Here is a 17,879-nt window from a genome sequence, read left to right as displayed (position 1 = left end):
GACGGCCCAGGAGTCATCGGCTGCGGCGATGAGCGAGAGCCCCTCGTCCGGTACCTCCTGGGCCGGAGCCGTGCCCGGCCGGCTCCCGAGGGCCGACCGCGCGCGGGAGGAAGCCGAGGCTGCCGTCTTCGCGCACCGGCGCCCGTCCGAAGACACACATGCGCCGCGCGCGCCGCTACGCGCCCTTGCGCTCCTCCGGTGCGTCGCCAGAAGGTACCTGTTCCGAAGACCGAAACCGCACGGCGGGACGAACGGGGAGCGGTGTGAGTGAGCAGCCCGAGGCCGACGCCAGTCTCAACGAGTTGAGGGACGGCCTCAAGGAGATACGCGAGGCACAGCAGCGCCGCGAAGGCGACCTGAAGACCCTGCACGACCGGTTCGGCACGCTGTCCGGAGGCCTGGAGGCCCTGCGCGGCAGAGCCAACGAACTCGCCCTTCAGGTCGAATCGGTGGGTTCCGCCACCGAAGAGTTGCGGGAGGGGCTGAACCGGACCCAGTCCGAGCTCGGCCAGGTCAAGGCCGAACTCACGGACTTCCGGTCCCAGTACGAACGCGACCAGGCCGTCCTTGCCGCGCAGTTCGAGCTCGACCGGATCACCGAGGACTGGCAGCGCTGGTTCGGCAACCGGGAAAAGGTGCGCTCTCTCGCTCGTGGCCTGGTCAAACAGCTGACCCCGCAGCTCGTGAAGAGCGGGGCGCTGAGGACCGACAACCTCCGGCTCTTCGTGGAGCAACACCTCGTCCACGACCCCGACTTCTGGCTCGCCCACGCAACCCTGGCGGTCGCCGCCCGGCTGGACGGGGACGACGACATCCGGCTCACCGCGATGGGGCAGGCGCAAGGGCTCGACCTCGGCAAGGCCAACCTGTTCTTCTCGCTCGCCGCGGCCAGGACGGGCGAGCACGAACGGGCGGGGAACTGGATGGACGGCTACCTTCAGCACGCCGTCGACCCGGACCGACTCGGCAGGGACTTCCTCGTGGTCCTCGACGCCGTCGCCTGCCGCGAACTCGGCGACCTCGCACACAGCTACGCCCGGCAGGTGATGGTGCGCTGGGGCACCGAGGCGGCGGCGGGCGGGACGGCGGCCAGGGCGAGTGTGCGTCGGTGGACACCCCAGCTGCGCAAACTCCTCGCCTCACCCGGCGACCGGTTCGACTCCCTGGGCCAGGCGTACGAAGGGGACTGGCCGGCGCTCCTCGAACACTGGCGGCTCGCCACCGTCACCACCGGCACCCTCGCCCACCTCCGCAAGGAGTTCCCACCCCCGAACCACACGGCGTCCTCCCGCGCACGTGTCCGCTATGCCGAGACCGCCATCGACCGCCTCATCGGTCATCTCGAACCCGATGAGGCTGCCCTGCACACCAAGAAGGAAGCGCTGCGCCGGTTCATCGAGCACCGGGGCGACGAGAAGGCGGCGCAGGAGGAGCATGAGCTGCGTCAAGAGGCGGACGCCGAGGTCATGGACTTCACGACCCTCCTCGACAACGCCGTTTTCAAACCGAGTCAGATCGCACTCGGAGACGACGCGCGCCGCCTCGCGCTCATGCAGATGCTGCCCAACCTGTGCACCGCCGCCGAGGAAATGGTGGTGGCCTCGCTGAGCCACCGGCCTCAGAACATCCGTATCGCGATCGACGAGTGGCACGCTCTGCTGCCGACCGACCCCGCCGCGTCCGTCGACGGGAAATCCCTGGCCGACGCGCTGGAGACCGAACTGCTCGAACGCACGGAGGCCGAGGCCGCGGCTGTCGACCGCAACCTGCCGCGGCGCGTAGGGGGCAGCGCCGGTGGCCTGGCCGCCCTCGTCCTGGCCCCCTTCCTCCTCGGCGGCTTCTTCCTGGCACTCGCGTTGCTGGTGGGCGCCTTCGCCGGGGTGTGGGGGCTGCTGGACGTGACGCGCGTACCGGCCGAGCGCGGCAGGATCCGCGAGGCCGGGGTGTTGCGGCGGCAAAGCGCGCAGCGCCGGTTGCAGGATGTGCTGAGCCGGCGCATCGAGTTCTTCGCCGAATGGAACGAGCATGTCGCGCGGCTGCCCGAGCTGTGCGCCTGGGACCCGACGGGCAAGTGACGCAATCATGGAATCAGGACGTGTCCTCGACCGGCGCTACAAGCTGGAGTCGCCCCTCGGTCGCGGCGCCCAGGGCTCCGTCTGGCTCGGACTCGACCTCCGCCTGAACCGGCCGGTCGCGGTGAAGGTGGCCACACTGCACCGTCACCCCGGACAGGGCGAGCACTCCGAGGAACTGAACCGGCGCGTCGAGCGATTCCGCAAGGAGGCTCAGGCGATGGCGCGCATCCGTAACCGGCCCCATGTCGCCGTCATCTACGACCACGGCGAGGACGGCGACATCCTGTACTCCGTCATGGAGTACATCGAGGGCAGGCCGCTCTCCGCTCACACCGGGCAGGGCCGGCACCTCACCCTGGAACAGACCGTGCGCTGGACGAGGCACATCTGCGACGGCCTCGCCGACGCCCACGAGGCGGGCGTGGTGCACAGGGACGTCAAACCCGGCAACATCGTCATCGACACCACCGGATCCGCCAAGGTCGTCGACTTCGGCCTCGCCCGCTTCATCGACGCGTCCTCTTCGCACGGTCCAGGGTGGGGCACCGTTCACTACGCTTCCCCCGAACGGCTCCGTGAGGAGTCCGGCAGCGCTCTCAGCGACCTCTACTCACTCGGCTGCGTCGTGTACGAGATGCTCACCGGCTGGTCCCCTTTCGGCCATATCTCGGATCCCTATGCCGTCATGTGGCACCACGTGGAGAAGACGCCCGCCCCGCCGGGCGCGCTGCGTCCCGGCATCCCCAGGCCTCTCGACTCCCTCGTGCTGAGACTGCTGGAGAAGTCACCCGGGAACCGGCCGCCCGACGCCCGAGCCGTGGCCCGGGCGGTCCAGCAGATCGAGTACGTCTCGGACGACTCCGCGGATCCACACGTCGACACGCGCCATATCGCCGAGATCCAGAACTTGGAACGGTTCATCCAGCTGCACGCCGACGGTCCCCGGGCCATGGACACGGACGTCCTCGACGCACGCGCCCGGCACGCCAGGCTCACCGGCGAGTCGGGCGACTCCCGAGGCGCCGCCGCGCTCTGCCAGCGCCTGGGGCAGGACTGCGCGCGCCTGCTCGGCCCCGATCACCACCGTGTCTTCGAGGCCTACCGGGAGGCGTCGCGCTGGAAGGAGGGCACCGGCTGAAGCTCCGTATCTCCCTTGGTACGTCCCTTCCTGCGTCCTGCTGGTATCGAAGGGCTACGGGCTAGAGGTACGGACGGGCTACCAGGTGACCGGCAGCGCGGCGACGCCGTACGCCATCGCGTCCTCCTTGAAGTCGATCTGCTCCAGCGTGGTGGCCAGGCGCAGCGTGGGCACGCGCCGGTAGAGCGTGCCGTAGACGACCTGGAGTTCCACGCGGGCGAGTTGCTGGCCCAGGCACTGGTGGACGCCGAAGGCGAACGCGTTGTGCTGGCGGGCGTCGCGGAGCAGATCGAGGCGGTCGGGCTCGGGGAAGGCCTCCGGGTCCCAGTTGGCGGCGGGGAGGGAGACGATGATTCCGTCCCCGCCGCGGATGACCTCGCCGCCGATCTCGGTGTCCTCCAGGGCGATCCGGCGCTGGCCGGTGTGGGCGATGGTCAGGTAGCGCAGCAGTTCCTCGACCGCTCCGGCCACGACCTTGGGATCGTCCGTCTCGCGCAGCAGGGCGAGCTGCTCCGGGTGCTCCAGCAGCGCGAGGGTGCCCAGCGCGATCATGTTCGCGCTGGTCTCGTGCCCGGCGATGAGCAGGATGACGGCCATGAGGGACGCCTCCCCCATGGTCAGTTCACCGGCCTTGACCAGGGCCGCGAGGTCGGACAGCGTGTCCTCGGCGGGGTTGTCCGTCTTGGCGTGGATCTGCCGGGCCAGGTACTCGCCGAGCGCGACACTCGACTCGCGGTCCTGATCGGCCGATGACGTCTGACTGACGGCGACGGTGGCGTGGTACTGGAAGAACTCGTGGTCCTCGTAAGGGACTCCGAGCAGTTCGCAGATCATCAGCGTGGGAATGGGCAGACCCAGCGCCTGGACCAGATCGGCCGGCTTCGGCCCGGCCAGCATCGCGTCGATGTGCTCGTCGGTGACCTTCTGGATGGCGGGGCGCAGGGCCGCCATCCGCTTGGCGGTGAAGGAGGAGGTCAGCATCCGGCGGAGCCGGGTGTGGACGGGGGCGTCCGTGTTGAAGAGCGTGTCGGGGTGGTGGTGCGCGTTCTCCGCCATGGCCTTCTTCGGGAACGGAAAGCCGGGCCGCTTGTCGTCGACGCTGACGCGGGGGTCGCCGAGGACGGCCCGCAGGTCCTCGTGGCGGGTGATGAGCCAAGGGGTGCTGCCGTCCCAGATCCGCACCTTGCTGATCGGCTTCTCCTCGCGGATCTCCGCGAGGACCGGCGGCGGCGCGAACGGACAGGCGGCCGCCCTGGGCGGCACGAACTCGGGGATCTCTTCGGCGGCGCCGCTCGAGGTTCCGGTCAATGTCTCAGCCATGTCACTCCTCGGTGGGGGGCTCCCCCGGAACGGGGAGCGGGGTCTCAGAGGGGCTCTGCGGCCTATGAGATCGGAGCAGACTGACGGCTACGGGCCACTTCACTGACGGGAACCTGACGTGACTCGGATCACGCGTACGCGCCCCACACCTCGGCGCCGGAAGGCCATGACGCGGCATGGCATGGCGTGGCATGGCGGGGAACGGACCTCAGTCCTGGGCGGTGGGGCGCACCACGATGTCACCCACGTCGACACCGTCCGGCTGCTCGACGGCGAAGGCGACGGCGCGGGCCACCGCGGCCGGCGGGATCGCGATGCTGTCCATCTTTTCGACGATCTGGACCTTCACCTCGGCATCCATGCGGTCGGCGAAGTCCGTACGGACGAACCCGGGCGAGACGACGGTGACGCGCAGGCCCTCACCGGCCTCCTGGCGCAGGCCCTCCGAGAGGGTACGGACGGCGTTCTTCGTGGCGGCGTACACCGACTGGAGCGGAGTGACGCGCAGCCCGGCGGTGGACACGATGTTGACGAAGTGCCCGAAGCCCTGCTCCCGGAAGACCGGCAGAGCTTCGGCGATCCCGTACAGCACGCCTTTGAGGTTGACGTCGATCATCTCCTCCCAGTCCTCGACACGGAGGTCGTCCAGGGGGGAGATCAGACCGACTCCGGCGTTGCTGACGAGGACGTCGAGCTTGCCGTACCGCTCGCGGGCCAGCCGTACGAGGCCGGACAGATCCTCGCGCCGCGTCACGTCCGTACGGACCCAGGCGGCTTCACCGCCCGCCTTCTCGATCCGGGCGGCCAGGGCCTCGAGACGCTCCGCACGGCGCGCCCCGAGGACGACCCGGGCACCGCGTTCGGCGAGCAGGAGCGCGGTCGCCTCACCGATGCCGCTGCCGGCACCTGTGATCGCCACTACCTTGCCTTCGATTCCCGACATGATCGGCAGTCCTTTCGCAGGAGGAACGAGGGCATGTCACACGCATGCCCTACAGTGAAAGTGGAGGCGCCGCCACTTCACCCACCATAAGCGGAGGCGCCGCCACTTAGCAACGGGAGAGCGAGGAGCGACGCCGATGGCCCGCGATACGGAACGTCCACTGAGGGCTGACGCACAGCGCAACCGGGAGAAGATCCTGGCCGCCGCGGTACGTGTGTTCACCGAGGAGGGGCTGGACGCGCACTTCGAGCGCATCGCCAAGGAAGCGGGCGTGGGCACCGGCACCCTCTACCGCAACTTCCCGACCCGGGAGGCGCTGATCGAGGCCGCGTACCGCAACGAGGTGGCCCGGCTGTGCGAGGCCGTCCCCGGGCTCCTGGCGACGATGCCGCCGCGCGAAGCCCTACGCGCCTGGACGCGTCGCTTCATCGACTACGCCACCGCCAAACTCGGCATGGCCGAGGCCCTACGAGCCGTCGTCGCCTCGGGAACCAACCCCTACGCCGAGAGCCACGAGCTGATTCAGGCCGCCCTCACCTCCCTCATGAACGCCGGCACCGCCGCCGGCGCGATCCGCACCGACATCAGCCCGACCGACATGTTCGCCGCCCTCGCCGGCATCGCCCTCACCTCGGCCGGCCCCGACCAACGCGAACAGGCGGAACGCCTCCTCGACCTCACCCTGGACGGCCTGCGCCCGACGCCGCCGCAGGAGCCCGACAACTGACGCCGACGCCCCGTGCGGGTGCACCCACACCGCGTCCCAGCGGTGCTGCTCAACAACCTCGTCGCGCGGCTATTCCTTGCGCCGCAGCGTCGCCGAGAGGTGGTGCTGCAACGGCTGCCCCACCGCCGCGAGTTCGTGCACGAACGTGAGCGTGTCGTCGTCGGTCAGAGCGTAGGTCCGGCGGGTCGCGGTGACCTCCTTGGCCGTGGGTGTGAGGGCCACCTCGTGGGTGGAGAGGTCGACCGTGTTGTCGGCCGCCCGGCCGACGGCGATCTCGGCGATGCCGGTGGGCTGGGTGATCAGTGCCTCCACCCGGCCGTCAGGCTGGAGCCGCCACCAGCCGCTCTCCCGAGCCGACGGGCGCAGCGGCGTGCCGTCGGCATCGAGCAACCAGGCCCGGGCCTCGTACCGGAGGAAGGGGCGGCCGTCGTGGCTGAAGGTGACCTCCTGCGCGTACGCGAACTCCCCGGCGAGCGTGGGATACCCGCCGTGACCCCGCCCGTGCCAGGTACCCAGGAGTCCGATCACCGGTGCGAGAAGCGCGTGCGGGGCAGGCGCTTCATCCGATCGGTGGACGTCGGGGTACGGATACTCCGGTGCGGGGTCGAACACGGTGTGCGCTCCTGGGATCGGGTCCGGTGCCGGGCCGAAGCCTAGGCTGTCGATGTCGCTCCCGGCGGCGACGGCGCGAAGGACGGTCCGCCGACCCGTCAATGCCGGCAGTCCCGGGGCATGCGATCCCGTCCGCGGACGCGGTGGACAGCACGGTCGCCGTGCATACGGACGACGCCCAACCAGCCTGCGCTGTACATACGTTCACGCGGCGGCTCAGCTCCAGGCGGCACGGCGCGCGGCGGACCACGTACACGACAGCTCGACCTCCGCCGTTCCGATCGCGCCCGAACCGCCTCCCGCGGGAATGTCGAACCGCGCCCTCCCCGCGGCAAGACCACGGTCGTGTGTCTGGGCTCAGCCCGTGCCGGTGGACTTCGTGCCGGACGGGGTGACGGCGTACCACGTGTTGCCCTTGGCCTGGCCGTTCGTCTGTCCGGCCTGCGTGTCGCCCACGTATCGGTACAGCGGCCAGCCGCCGAGGGTGAGCTGTTTCATGCCGCTCCGGTGGACCGTGCCGAGCACGCTCTTCTCGACCCCCATGGTCTGTACGGAGTCCTGCACGATGACGGGGATCCACGTCTTCGTGCACTCGCCGGCGCACGTCCACTTGGACGGATTCGCCTCGTCCTTGTCGTAGCGGTAGAGGGTCATCCCCTTGTCGTCGGTCGCCACGCTGCCGATGCCGTTGACCGTCTTGGCCATCACCATGGTGGTGGTGGCCGGTCCGGAGGGCGTGGATTCCGAGGCGGTCGGAGCAGAGGTCGCGGACTCCGACGCGGCCGTGGCGACCGGAACGGCGTTGCCGGGGCTCGTACCCGTGGACGCCTTTTCCGTCGAGCTGCCGCACGCCCCCAGAAGGAACGCCGAGGCGAGCCCTGCGGCCGAGAGGAGGACGATGCGTCGCTGGATCACGGAGTTTCCCTTCGGCGGTCGTTCTACTTACTCCTTCAGTACGTTGGGTAGCTCCCGCCGGCTCAGCCGCCCATGGCACATGGCCAAGCCTTGACCACGGTCGGCCGACCGTTTCGCAGAGCCCTGCGCAGAGCGGCCACTTCTTCCTCCGACATGTTCTCGACGAAGTGGCGCAGCGCGACCGAGCGGTCCTTGCTCTCCCCCAGGCTGTCCTCCATGAGTGCGGCGGCGTAGGTCTCGCGGCTGCGGACCGGCGCGTACAGCCAGGCGCGACCCTGCTTGCCCCACAGCAGCCAGCCCTTCGCGTACAGGATGTTGGTGACGGTCATCACCGTGGATCTCCGCCTCGAGACCCCCAGCCGCCGCATGGCCCGGCTCCCTCACGCCACCGAATACGTAGGGCCATAGTAGAAGGCTGACCTGTCGATTTCCGTGGGCAACCTGCTCAGCGGCCCTTGACGGCATGCAGCAGTGTGACGCCGAGCCAGGGGCCGCCGTACCAGTACCCGGGGCCGAGTCCGCGCAGCGTGCCCTGGCCGATGTGCGCCGCGTACTTTCTGGCCATGGGCCAGAAGTCGGCGACGATCAACTGCCCGCCCGGGCGCAGCACCCGCATGGCCTCGTCCACCGCGCGGTATCGCGCCTCGGGTGACGGGATGTTGTGGATCGCCAGCGCGCTCGTCACGACGTCGAAGGAGCCGTCCGCGAACGGCAACGCGGTCATGTCAGCCGTCTGTACTTCCACCCGGTCGGCGACCCCTGCCGCAGCGGCGTTGGCGAGCGTGACTTCGGGCCGGTTGCCGCTCTGGTCCTTCCCTGACCACAGGTCCACGCCCACGGCGTGTCCCGTCGGCAGCCGCCTGGCCGCCTCGATCAGCACCGCGCCGCGACCGCACCCCAGGTCCAGCAGCCGCTCGTCACCCTTCAAGCCGGCCTGGTCCAGCTCCCGCCTCCAGATGCGCAGCTTGCCGTGCAGTGTGGTGCGCAGGTAGATGCCGGTGCTGGCCAGCAGTACCGTCCCCGTGGTCATCATCGCGCTGCGTCCCGACCGCCACCGGCCGGCGGCCAGACAGCAGGCCGCGCCGACGGCGCCGAGTGTCGCAGGGAACGCTGGAGCGTCTACGCCGTACCGCGGCCGTTGAAAGCGCGGCTGTGGGGAGTCATCCCGGTTCTTGGACATGGGCGCAGTGTCACAAGCTCAACTGCCGGGCGGCTTGTAGAAATGTTCCCCGGTGGCCGACCCGCCACCGGCCTCGCGCCTGCCGGGTACAGACCGTCGGGTGTCGCCTGCAGAGCGTCGGGGGCAGAGCGTCGGGGGCAGAGCGTCGGGTCAGGGCTTGGACAGGTATTCGGGGGCGGCCCATGCCACGTCGTCGACCGCAAGCCACGGCGCAACCGCGACGGCCGTGGGTGTCACACCGGCGAAGGCCATGACATCCCGATGGAGGTGGGACTGGTCGGCGTAGCCGATCTCCGCCGCCACCCGTGCGGCGCTGTGCCCCGCGGCCAGTCGGTGGGCCGCGTGGTCGAAACGGACGAGCTGAGCAGCGCGTTTGGGGTTGAGACCGATCTGGGTTCGGAACCGGGACCACAGTCGCTTACGGCTCCAGCCGACCTCGCCCGCCAGCCGCTCGACCCGAACCCCTCCCAGGTTCGTCACCATCTGCCGCCATACGAAGGCGACCTCAGGATCGATCGCCCGGCCTGCCTCGTGTCGTCGAACGAACGCCGCCTCCGCGATCGCGAACCGGTCGTCCCACGACCTGGCAGCGCGCAGTTGCTCCTGGGTGCGGGTGGCATCGCGGCCCCAGAGGTCGTCGAGGGAGACCATCATCCCGCTCAACTCCGAAGAGACGCCCAGCACGGCGTGCGCGATCACCGGCGACAGGCGCACCTGCAGGCTGTCGATGTCACGGCCGCGTCCTCGAAGGCCGCTGGGCAAGAGCCCGACGACGACACTGCCGTTCTGCTGCCGGCCGTTGATGTCGTCGACGGTGAGCGGCTCGTCGCCGAGGCTGACGACCACCGTGACGGCCGGGAACGGGATCACGCTCAGGTCGACGAACTCCGTGGTGCGAGCGCGGAATCCGGCCATGCTGACCCCTGGTAGCAGGCCGGGCCGGGACGGGGTGGCGATGTCCCAGATCGCCGCGGCGTCATGAGCCGAGTCGGCGGATCGCATGTCGCCAAGCTACGCGACATTCGTCCAAGACGGGATGTCGCAGACGCGACGACACTGACGGCTTCCGCAAGCACCGCGGACCAGAAGGGCCAGTTCCCGCCAGTACTCGAATCTGTCCTGCGCAGGCACGTCCTCGCTGCGGAACACGGTCCCGATCATTCCGTCCCATCTCCCCCGGCCCCGGAGCCGTGGCCACCCGTCACGACACCTGAGTCACTTGGCTGCGCGCATCAGCAGATGGCCATGGCGGAACTGGCGTTCCTCCTCGCGCGGCGCACGCAGCATCCGGCCGACCTCGACGAACCCGGCTTCACCGGCCAGCCCCGCGAGGTCGTCGATCGGCCATCGGTACGCCGTCACCACCTTGTGGTCGAACGCGGTGACCGGCTCACCCTCCGACTCGAAGAACGCGAGCGAGAGGTGGCCGTCAGGCGCGAGCATCCGCCGGAACTCGGCGAGGTACGAGGGCACCTCCTGCGGTGGGGTGTGGATGACCGAGTAGTAGGACACGATGCCGTTCAGCCTGCCGTCGGCCAGGTCCAGGGCGGCCATGGAGCCGACCTCGAACCGCAGGTCCGGGTATGCCTCGCGGGCGAGATCGATCATCACCGGCGACAGGTCGACGCCGAAGACGTCCAGCCCCAGGTCCCGCAGGTGCGCGGTGATGCGTCCCGGGCCGCATCCCAGCTCCGCGACGGGCCCGGCGCCGGTGGTCCGTACGAGGTCGGCGAACGCGGCGAGCATCGCGCGATCCAGCGGAAGAGCGTCGAGATCATTACGGAAGAGTTCGGCGTAACGGACTGCGACGGCGTCGTAGGCATCCGCTGTCGCACCGAGATGCGAGGAGGGTTCGGTCACAGAGGAGGGTTCGGTCACAAGCGAGGACACTAGCTCGTCGCGCGGGGCCATCTCCGCGAGGGCAGAAAGGAGTTGGTAGAAGCCCTGTTCCATGTCATTGGGTGCGGTGGTGGCGGAGGGCGGGCAGGGCCAGGAGGATGCCCAGGACGAGTGCGACGGCGACGCCGCGCAGGATGCCGCCGAAGCCGAGGCCGGTCAGAGCTCCGGTGAGCTGCGGGCCCAGGCTGGCGCCGATGAACATGCTGCATCCGTAGAGGGCGACGGCCGCGCCGCGGGCGTGCGGGGCGGTGGCGTTGATCGTCTCGACGACGGCGGGTGCCGCTGCCGCGACGGCTGCCACGAACAGGAGCAGCGCGAGGGCGAGCGGCACGGTGTGACCACCGAGGAAGGAACCGGCCGCGACGGTGAGGGCGGCCAGCGCGAACGCGAGGACCGCGCGCAGGGGTGCGGCCTGGCGCTGGAGCAGGCGGGCGAGTACGGGGATGGCGACGAGGGCGGGCAGCGCGCTGGCCCGCAGGGCGAGGATCGCGGAGGAGTTCCCGGCGATGCCGGCCGGCCCGGCGATGGCCACTGCCGTGTAGATGGCCACGAAGGAGGACATCAGGGCCACGGTCGACAGGTAGAGGGCGACCATACGCGGCCGGCCCAGTAGTCGCGGCATCGCCGCGAACGCCTGGCTCAGCCCACCGCCGCTGCCGTGGCGGAGGGTGGGCCGCAGGACGCGGCGCACCGGGATCAGGCTCAGGGCCATGAGGGTGGCGCTGAGCCAGAAGACCGCGCGCCAGCCGAGCCCTGCCGCGACGGCCTGGGCGCCGATCTGCAGGAGCACGGCGGCGGCGAACATGCCGCTGGTGATGCAGGTCAGGGCGGTCCCGCGGCGTTGTGGCGCGATGTGGTGGACGACGTAGGAGAGCGCGGAGGGCGCGTAGGTCGCGGCGGTCAGTCCTTGCAGGCTGCGCAGGACGATGACCGTGGGGAGGTCGGAGGCGGCGCTGACCGCCAGGGTGGCTGCCGTGGCGGCCACGAGTCCGGTCGTGATCACGGCGCGCGAGCCGTAGCGGTCGGACAGCGGACCGGCGAGCAGAAATCCGGCGGCGTAGGCGAAGCCGAACGCCGTCGCCGTCCAGGTGACCTGCTCCGGTGCGGTGCCGAGCGCGGTGGCCATGGGGTGCAACAGGGCCAGGACGGTGTACATCTGGCCGACCATCAGGACACCGAGTGCGGTCAGCAGGGCGATGGCCGGGGCTGCGGGCGCCCAGGAGGGCGGCTGGTCCGGGGTGTTGGGCGCGGTTGCCGCGGGCCCGGGGGACGTGGTGGGAGTGGGGTGGGACATGGGAACTCCAGAAGGGGGCGTCTGGTCGCCGCCCCGCGGGATTGTGCGCGGCACGATCGGCCGATGGCACCACCGGGATCGGGTGGGTGCCCCCGGCCGTGGGAGGAAACGCCGGGGGGCGATGGAGGGGAAGGGGCGGGTGGCGGGGAGATGCTCAGGCGGCCGGGGTGTTCAGCACGTACTCGCGCGAGGCGTGCACCTCGCTGCGCAGGGTGGCCAGGTTGACGTCGAGGACCTGTCCGTCCCACTTGCGGGGCTCGCCGTTGATGAGGACAGCGGTGATGTTGCGGGCGTCGGAGCCCAGCACGAGGGTGCCGATGGGGTCGTTGAGGGGCATGTTGTTGAGGTCCTCGGCCTGGACGACCAGCAGGTCGGCCTTCTTGCCCGGGGTGAGTGAACCGGTGACACCGGCCAGGCCGTTGGTACGAGCGCCCTGGAGGGTGGCGAAGTCGAGGACGTCGTGGGTGGTGATGCGGGAGGGCTGCCGGTCGGTGCCGTGGACGGCGTTGACCGCGCGCATCCGCTGGATGGCGTGCAGGGCCCGCATCTGCGTGAACATGTCGCTGGCGAGGGCGACTTCGACGTCGATGCTCAGGCCGGGGCGGATACCGACGGACAGGGCCTCGTCGATGGCGGGGATCGCCGTCTCGAGGCCGATCTGCGCGTCGGACGTGGGAGCAAGGGCGACGGTGGTGCCGGTCTCCCCCATCGCCTTCCACGCCTCGGAGGTCAGTCCGGTGGAGTGGATGAGAGTGACGTCGGGGCCGAGAACGCCGTCCTTGGCCCAACGCAGGACCGCTTCGGAGGAGGACGTGCCGAAGACGGCGTCCACGCTCACTCCGATACCCAAGTCCTTTGCCATGCGGGCGAGTTCGGGACCGTAGGCGAGCGTCGGACCGGCGATCTCGTCGGTGGCCAGGGTCGCCAGGCGCAGCGTGAGCAACTGGTCGTCGCTGCTGAAGTACTGGTCCTTGATACGGGTCAGGTCGCCGGGCCACTGCCGGTCCCACTCGCCGAAGTGCGGGCCCATGGAGGCGTGCACGCCTCGGATGCCGGTGTCGCGGAGCGCCCCGATGGCGGCGTCGGAGTGCTCGCGGGTGCGGGAGTTGTGGGAGAAGTCGAGCATGGTCGTGATGCCGCTGTCGATCGCGGTCAGGGCGGCCAGCCGGGTGCCGATGTACATGTCCTCGGGCCGGTAGATCGTGGCGTAGCCGGCCAGGGTGGCCATGACGTAGCCGCCCAGGTCGTCGACGTCCGGCATGATCCGGCGCAGCTGGGCCTCCCAGGCGTGCCGGTGGGTGTCGACGAAGCCGGGGGTGAGGATCGTGCCGGTGGCGTCGACGACCACCGCACCGTCAGCGGTCAGGTTCGCCCCGATCGCGGCGATCGCGTCACCCTCGACGAGGAGGTCGCCGCGGTCGATGACGCCGAGGTCGGGGTCCATGGTGACGATGGTGGCGCCGGTGAACAGGATGCGCCGTCGGTCGGCGGGCCGACGCCGGAGCTCTTCGAGCACGGCGGCGCTGGTGGTGTCGTTGACGTTCATGCGGGGCCTTCTTTCGGTACGACGGAGGGGGCGGGGAAGAGGACGAGGGCAGGGGGTGAGGGCGGGGGCGGGGATGGAGACGGGGACGGTCAGCCGAGCTTCATGACGTAGCCCGCGTGGTGGAGTTCGTCGCCCTGGAACTCTCCGTAGGCCCAGAAGCCGAGGTCGTCCAGGTAGTCGATGCGGTCGCCGTCGATCCAGTACCGGCCCTGGTAGGCGTGCGGGCGGCCGCCCCGGGTCTCGTCGTAGCGGCCGTCGGCGGTGAGCTCCTGGTGCAGGAAGTCGTGTCTGTCGATCCAGACGCCGACGCGCGGGCTGCCGGTCAGGTCATCGGAGGCCGGGATGCCCGCCTCGGGGGCGGTGGCCCGGCCGGGGGCGTCGGTGCCGGCCCACAGGACGGGCCGACCGGCCGCGACGAGTGCGCGGACCTGCTTCCGCCGGGTCATGAGTGTGGCCACCGCGCTCGGCACGTCGGCGGCGAGTTCGTCGGGCACCACCAGGAAGTCGGGGTGTTGCCCGGGGTCAGCGTCGCGACGTACTCCGAGCGGTGGCCGCGGCCGCCGGCCAGCGCGACGGTGTCCACGACCGCGGGGGCGATGGTCATGCCGGTGCAGTCGACGACGATGGCGTTGTCGTCCTGTGCCGCGGTGACGATGGCGGGGCCGACCCCCACGACCAGGGAGCCGACGAACAGCAGGTCGGCGCCGGTCATGGTCCCGATGAGCGGGTCCATCGTCAGGATGCGGGCGTTGGTGAACAGGACGGGACGCCCCTCGTCGTTCGAGAGGATCTCGTCGAGGGCCTTGGGGTTCCAGCTCACCGTGTCGGTGTCGGTGTCGGGGTCGGGGTCGGGGTCAGTGCCGGTGCCGGTCTCGATCTCGGTCTCAGTGCCGGTGTCGGTGTCGGTGTCGGTGTCGGTGATGCTCATTGCGTGCTCCTCGGTGGAGTCGGCTCATCGGTCCGCCCGATGCGCGAAGCGAGCGCCGGTGCAGGTCCGAGGCGGATGTCCGGCAGCTACCGCGGCTGCCTGACCACCAGGTTCGTCGCGCGGCGGAGTCGGAACCAGGCCGCCGTGTCCCCAGGTGTCGGGCACCCACCCTCCGTACCGTCGTGTACGACGGAGGGGGCATGCGGCGGTCTCGGACGGCACACGTCGCTGCCGCCCCGCACGAAGCACTCAGCCGCTCGCGACAGTGGGTGCGCGGCACCCAGGAAGCCCTCACCTGGGGGGACGGCGGCCTGGTTGTGACCGGCCGCCGGGCGGACCGTAGAGCCATGACCAGCAACGACACGCCCCGCGACCCCCACCCGTACGTCGGGATGTGGGTGACCGCGGACGGCTTCATCCGCCAGGAACTGCTGCCTAACGGCCGCTACGACGAGGCCCGCGGCAACCGCCGGAGCGCCTACACCGGCAGCTACACCGTCACCGGCAACCACCTCGACTACGTCGACGACACCGGCTTCACCGCAACCGGCGACGTCCGCGACGGCGTTCTCTTCCACGAGCACCTGGTGCTCTATCGCGAGGCGCGGCCATGACCATGTCCACCAGCCGGAGCCGGTCCTGCGGACCCAGCACCACGGGCACTTCATCAACGTCGCCTCGATCGGCGTCCACCAGATCTCCCCGGGCGTGACCGAGTCCGACCTCGCCGATTCCGTCCCAGCCTGCCGGTGTCGACGTCGGCGAGATCATCGTCCGTCCCACGACCGGCCGGACCTGAGTCATCCGGTTGTCCCGTCCCCTCCGAGCGATGGGGACGGGACGGTGTCATCGGCTCACGCGGGCATGGGGGCCGCGTTGTGCCCGGGCGCCGGACGGCCGGCCCGGGAACGGAGGTCCGCGAAGGCAGCCGCGGTGGAAGAGGCGGGCTCGGCCTGGTAGACGACCAGTTGCTGATGCGGAGCACCGTTGACCGTGAAGGCCGAGAACTGGATCTCCAGAGCACCGACCTCGGGATGTGCGAGGTTCTTCGCCTGCTGGGTCTTGCCCTTCACCTCGTGCCGTGCCCACAGCTCGGCGAATTCCGGGCTCTTCGAGCAGAGCGTGTCGACGACCGCGGCGATCCTCGGGGAATCGGGGTCGTATCCGTAGGCCGCACGGATTTCTGCGACGCAGGAGTGCGCGGCCCTCTCCCGGTCCCGGTAGAAGCCGCGCCCGGCCGGGTCGAGGAAGACCATGCGGGCCAGGTTGTCGAACCGCTGGAATCCGCTGTGCAGGGCCGCGGCGAGCGCGTTGTGCGCCAGGACGTCCAGGGCAGGTCCCAGAACGAAGGCGGGGGTGTCGGACCAGTTGTCGAGCAGTTGGAGGAGCTGCGGACTGATCCTGTCGTGACCGACGGAAGTGCTACGGCGCTCCTGCGGTGCCCTGGCTAGTCTGCGCAGGTGGTCGAGTGCCTCGTCGTCGAGGTGGAGGGCGGCGGCGACCGCGTCGACCACCTGCGGCGACGGGCTGGTCTCGCGGCCCTGTTCCAGGCGCATGTAGTAGTCGGAGCTCACACCCGCGAGCATGGCGACCTCCTCGCGGCGCAGCCCCGGTACCCGCCTGCGGCCGTGCTCCGGCAGCCCCACGTCCTGCGGTTTGAGCGCTTCACGCCGTGCTCTGAGGAACTCTCCCAGAGGAGTGCCGTCGCTCATGAACCCCACCTCGTCATGATCCGGGTCATGGCGTCATTCTCCTTCGCGTCCGCCCGGGTGGGGAGTCGTGATCCTGGCCCTGGCACACCCAGGAAACACCGGACCGGCTCCTACGCGGTCTCAGTCGGTGCCCGTCCTGGTGTCCTGCGCGGGCACGGGGACGGCGCTCAGCGAGCCGAGCAGGGCGAGGGCGTCCGCGGACGTGCTGCCCGGTTCGGCCTGGTAGACGATGAGCTGCTGGGTAGGGGCGCTGTTGACGGTGAACGCCTCGTAGTGCAGTTCCAGGTCGCCGACCTGAGCGTGGTGGAAGAGCTTGGCCTCGCGGGTCTTGCCGCGTACGTCGTGGCGGGCCCACAGAACGCGAAAGTCGGCGCTCTTCATGGACAGTTCACCGACGAGCTCCCGCAACCGCGGGTCCTCGGGGTCGATGCCGGCCGCCCGGCGCAGCGTGGCCACACTCGATTCGGCGGCCCGGTCCCAGTCACGGTGGAAGTGGTGCGCGGCCGGGTCCAGGAACGTCATGCGCAGCAGGTTGTCGGAGGGGGTGAAGCCGGCGTACAGGGCGCCTGCGAGCCGGTTGCGGGCCAGGACGTCCAGGGCGTGGCCCAGGACGAAGGCGGGCGTGTCGCTCCAGGTGTCGAGGAGTCGCCGCAGGTGCGGGGCGACGCGTTCGACGCGGGGCGCACGGCGCGTACGGCGGGCGGTCGGGGTGGCCACGCGGTACAGGTGGGCCACCGCTTCGTCGTCCAGTCGCAGGGCTCACGCGACGGCTTCGAGTACCTGCTGGGACGGGTGCCGTTCGCGGCCCTGTTCCAGGCGCATGTAGTAGTCGGTGCTCACACCCGCGAGGGTGGCGACCTCTTCGCGGCGCAGACCGGGCACCCTGCGGCGGCCGGACGTGGGAAGTCCCGTGGCCTCGGGGCGCAGTTGGGCACGCCGTGCGCGGAGGAAACCTCCCAGCGCGTTCTCGGCGGCGGGGTCCTTGTCTGTGCCCATGTGTCGAGGGTCCATATGTCGCGGGTCCATATGTCGAGGCTAGGTCTCCGCGGCGCCTTGTCGCGGGGGTGAAGGGGGGCGCGCTTCACCTGGGAGTCGCGCACCCTGGACAACCGCGACCTGGTTGTTTCTCCGGCGCCTCACCACGGTGGACGCATGACTTCCGCGTCTGCTTCTCGTTCTCGCGAAGTGCACGGTCTGGTCACGGCCAGGGCGCATGCCGACGTCCCCGGCAGGTCGGCCCCCGCTGGTGCCGTGCCCGGCGCAGCGTCCACGCCTGGATCTCTCCGGTGGCGGGGTGACCATGTTCATCGACGACATCTCCGACTTCGCCGCGCTGGACGCGTTCTTCCGGATCATCCGGGAGGGGCCGGCCGGCGTCGTCGACGGTGAGTGCTTCTTCGACCTCCTGGCCGAGGACGTGCTCTTCGAGTACGTGATCTCCGTACCCGGCTACCCTCGCCGGGTTCAGGGACGCCGGGCGTTTGCCGACCTTTACCGCCGGGCCATCGGATGGCCGGCGGAGGATCGCTGAACGAGGAAGAGTTCGATCCTGCCGACAAGCCTGTGGGCCTCCCGCCAGGCTCGAACCGG

17 protein-coding genes and 2 pseudogenes are annotated in these 17,879 nt (G+C 70.2%); 5 read left to right on the top strand and 14 right to left on the bottom strand.

Features of this window, described 5'->3' with window-relative positions:
- Window positions 1-263 precede the first annotated feature (263 nt).
- On the top strand, window positions 264-2,075 hold the full coding sequence (locus ACZ7M3_RS32500) for a hypothetical protein (RefSeq protein WP_472067881.1): 1,812 nt from the start codon (window positions 264-266) through the stop codon (window positions 2,073-2,075).
- Between the two features lie 7 nt (window positions 2,076-2,082).
- Window positions 2,083-3,213, top strand: coding sequence for a serine/threonine-protein kinase (locus ACZ7M3_RS32495; RefSeq protein WP_190168152.1), 1,131 nt, complete (start codon window positions 2,083-2,085; stop codon window positions 3,211-3,213).
- A 78-nt stretch (window positions 3,214-3,291) separates the two neighbouring features.
- Here the strand turns inward: ACZ7M3_RS32495 and ACZ7M3_RS32490 are convergent, their stop codons facing one another.
- Complete coding sequence (locus tag ACZ7M3_RS32490) at window positions 3,292-4,533, bottom strand: cytochrome P450 (protein ID WP_472067879.1); 1,242 nt, start codon at window positions 4,531-4,533, stop codon at window positions 3,292-3,294.
- A gap of 208 nt (window positions 4,534-4,741) precedes the next feature.
- Complete coding sequence (locus ACZ7M3_RS32485; RefSeq protein ID WP_067361910.1) at window positions 4,742-5,476, bottom strand: SDR family oxidoreductase; 735 nt, start codon at window positions 5,474-5,476, stop codon at window positions 4,742-4,744.
- Between the two features lie 136 nt (window positions 5,477-5,612).
- Here ACZ7M3_RS32485 and ACZ7M3_RS32480 point away from each other — a divergent pair, with 136 nt between their 5' ends.
- Entirely contained in the window at window positions 5,613-6,203 is a 591-nt protein-coding gene (locus ACZ7M3_RS32480) for a TetR/AcrR family transcriptional regulator (protein WP_472067877.1), read from the top strand.
- A gap of 69 nt (window positions 6,204-6,272) precedes the next feature.
- Here ACZ7M3_RS32480 and ACZ7M3_RS32475 read toward each other — a convergent pair whose 3' ends face one another.
- The 10 genes and pseudogenes from ACZ7M3_RS32475 to ACZ7M3_RS32430 form a co-directional block, all read right to left on the bottom strand.
- Entirely contained in the window at window positions 6,273-6,815 is a 543-nt protein-coding gene (locus ACZ7M3_RS32475) for a nitrobindin family protein (RefSeq protein WP_472067875.1), read from the bottom strand.
- A 357-nt stretch (window positions 6,816-7,172) separates the two neighbouring features.
- Entirely contained in the window at window positions 7,173-7,730 is a 558-nt protein-coding gene (locus tag ACZ7M3_RS32470) for a hypothetical protein (protein ID WP_472067873.1), read from the bottom strand.
- Window positions 7,731-7,792: 62 nt separating this feature from the next.
- Window positions 7,793-8,068: pseudogene (locus ACZ7M3_RS32465) on the bottom strand (BlaI/MecI/CopY family transcriptional regulator); the annotation flags it as partial.
- Between the two features lie 107 nt (window positions 8,069-8,175).
- The gene (locus ACZ7M3_RS32460) at window positions 8,176-8,763 is read right to left on the bottom strand and encodes a class I SAM-dependent methyltransferase (protein WP_472067871.1); all 588 of its coding nucleotides are present in this window, start codon (window positions 8,761-8,763) and stop codon (window positions 8,176-8,178) included.
- A gap of 297 nt (window positions 8,764-9,060) precedes the next feature.
- Complete coding sequence (locus ACZ7M3_RS32455; protein WP_472067869.1) at window positions 9,061-9,912, bottom strand: helix-turn-helix domain-containing protein; 852 nt, start codon at window positions 9,910-9,912, stop codon at window positions 9,061-9,063.
- Between the two features lie 213 nt (window positions 9,913-10,125).
- Window positions 10,126-10,770, bottom strand: a complete 645-nt coding sequence (locus ACZ7M3_RS32450; RefSeq protein ID WP_472067867.1) for a class I SAM-dependent methyltransferase — start codon at window positions 10,768-10,770, stop codon at window positions 10,126-10,128.
- A gap of 94 nt (window positions 10,771-10,864) precedes the next feature.
- Window positions 10,865-12,103: an MFS transporter gene (locus tag ACZ7M3_RS32445; protein WP_472067865.1), complete on the bottom strand. Its 1,239-nt coding sequence runs from the start codon at window positions 12,101-12,103 to the stop codon at window positions 10,865-10,867.
- A gap of 154 nt (window positions 12,104-12,257) precedes the next feature.
- Window positions 12,258-13,649 carry an amidohydrolase family protein gene (locus tag ACZ7M3_RS32440; protein ID WP_472067863.1) on the bottom strand — a complete coding sequence of 464 codons (1,392 nt, stop codon included), beginning with the start codon at window positions 13,647-13,649 and terminating at the stop codon, window positions 12,258-12,260.
- An 89-nt stretch (window positions 13,650-13,738) separates the two neighbouring features.
- The gene (locus ACZ7M3_RS32435; protein WP_472067861.1) at window positions 13,739-14,095 is read right to left on the bottom strand and encodes an Atu4866 domain-containing protein; all 357 of its coding nucleotides are present in this window, start codon (window positions 14,093-14,095) and stop codon (window positions 13,739-13,741) included.
- The gene (locus tag ACZ7M3_RS32430) at window positions 14,092-14,577 is read right to left on the bottom strand and encodes a hypothetical protein (RefSeq protein ID WP_472067859.1); all 486 of its coding nucleotides are present in this window, start codon (window positions 14,575-14,577) and stop codon (window positions 14,092-14,094) included. The genes ACZ7M3_RS32435 and ACZ7M3_RS32430 overlap by 4 nt, the downstream gene beginning before the upstream one ends.
- Window positions 14,578-14,924: 347 nt before the next feature.
- Here ACZ7M3_RS32430 and ACZ7M3_RS32425 point away from each other — a divergent pair, with 347 nt between their 5' ends.
- The gene (locus ACZ7M3_RS32425) at window positions 14,925-15,191 is read left to right on the top strand and encodes an Atu4866 domain-containing protein (RefSeq protein ID WP_351311008.1); all 267 of its coding nucleotides are present in this window, start codon (window positions 14,925-14,927) and stop codon (window positions 15,189-15,191) included.
- A 240-nt stretch (window positions 15,192-15,431) separates the two neighbouring features.
- On the opposite strand, the gene ACZ7M3_RS32420 is transcribed toward ACZ7M3_RS32425, so the two are convergent.
- Together ACZ7M3_RS32420 and ACZ7M3_RS32415 are read right to left on the bottom strand one after the other, a co-directional pair.
- Window positions 15,432-16,289 carry a helix-turn-helix transcriptional regulator gene (locus ACZ7M3_RS32420; RefSeq protein ID WP_472067857.1) on the bottom strand — a complete coding sequence of 286 codons (858 nt, stop codon included), beginning with the start codon at window positions 16,287-16,289 and terminating at the stop codon, window positions 15,432-15,434.
- 120 nt (window positions 16,290-16,409) lie between these two features.
- Window positions 16,410-17,285: pseudogene (locus tag ACZ7M3_RS32415) on the bottom strand (helix-turn-helix transcriptional regulator).
- A gap of 298 nt (window positions 17,286-17,583) precedes the next feature.
- Between ACZ7M3_RS32415 and ACZ7M3_RS32410 the strand changes: the two are divergent.
- Window positions 17,584-17,820, top strand: a complete 237-nt coding sequence (locus ACZ7M3_RS32410; protein ID WP_472067855.1) for a hypothetical protein — start codon at window positions 17,584-17,586, stop codon at window positions 17,818-17,820.
- Window positions 17,821-17,879 lie beyond the last annotated feature (59 nt).

It is taken from the genome of Streptomyces sp. NPDC111656, assembly GCF_055656965.1.
The sequence above is the reverse complement of the archived record's forward strand: the minus strand, read 5'-3'. Positions and strand labels throughout refer to the sequence as shown.

Excerpts from the sequence above, each read along its gene's own strand:
- ACZ7M3_RS32495 (WP_190168152.1), top strand. The coding sequence starts at position 2,083 with ATGGAATCAGGACGTGTCCTCGACCGGCGCTACAAGCTGGAGTCGCCC.
- ACZ7M3_RS32490 (WP_472067879.1), bottom strand. The coding sequence starts at position 4,533 with ATGGCTGAGACATTGACCGGAACCTCGAGCGGCGCCGCCGAAGAGATC.
- ACZ7M3_RS32485 (WP_067361910.1), bottom strand. The coding sequence starts at position 5,476 with ATGTCGGGAATCGAAGGCAAGGTAGTGGCGATCACAGGTGCCGGCAGC.
- ACZ7M3_RS32480 (WP_472067877.1), top strand. The coding sequence starts at position 5,613 with ATGGCCCGCGATACGGAACGTCCACTGAGGGCTGACGCACAGCGCAAC.
- ACZ7M3_RS32460 (WP_472067871.1), bottom strand. The coding sequence starts at position 8,763 with ATGATGACCACGGGGACGGTACTGCTGGCCAGCACCGGCATCTACCTG.
- ACZ7M3_RS32455 (WP_472067869.1), bottom strand. The coding sequence starts at position 9,912 with ATGCGATCCGCCGACTCGGCTCATGACGCCGCGGCGATCTGGGACATC.
- ACZ7M3_RS32445 (WP_472067865.1), bottom strand. The coding sequence starts at position 12,103 with ATGTCCCACCCCACTCCCACCACGTCCCCCGGGCCCGCGGCAACCGCG.
- ACZ7M3_RS32440 (WP_472067863.1), bottom strand. The coding sequence starts at position 13,649 with ATGAACGTCAACGACACCACCAGCGCCGCCGTGCTCGAAGAGCTCCGG.
- ACZ7M3_RS32435 (WP_472067861.1), bottom strand. The coding sequence starts at position 14,095 with ATGACCCGGCGGAAGCAGGTCCGCGCACTCGTCGCGGCCGGTCGGCCC.
- ACZ7M3_RS32430 (WP_472067859.1), bottom strand. The coding sequence starts at position 14,577 with ATGAGCATCACCGACACCGACACCGACACCGACACCGGCACTGAGACC.
- ACZ7M3_RS32425 (WP_351311008.1), top strand. The coding sequence starts at position 14,925 with ATGACCAGCAACGACACGCCCCGCGACCCCCACCCGTACGTCGGGATG.
- ACZ7M3_RS32420 (WP_472067857.1), bottom strand. The coding sequence starts at position 16,289 with ATGAGCGACGGCACTCCTCTGGGAGAGTTCCTCAGAGCACGGCGTGAA.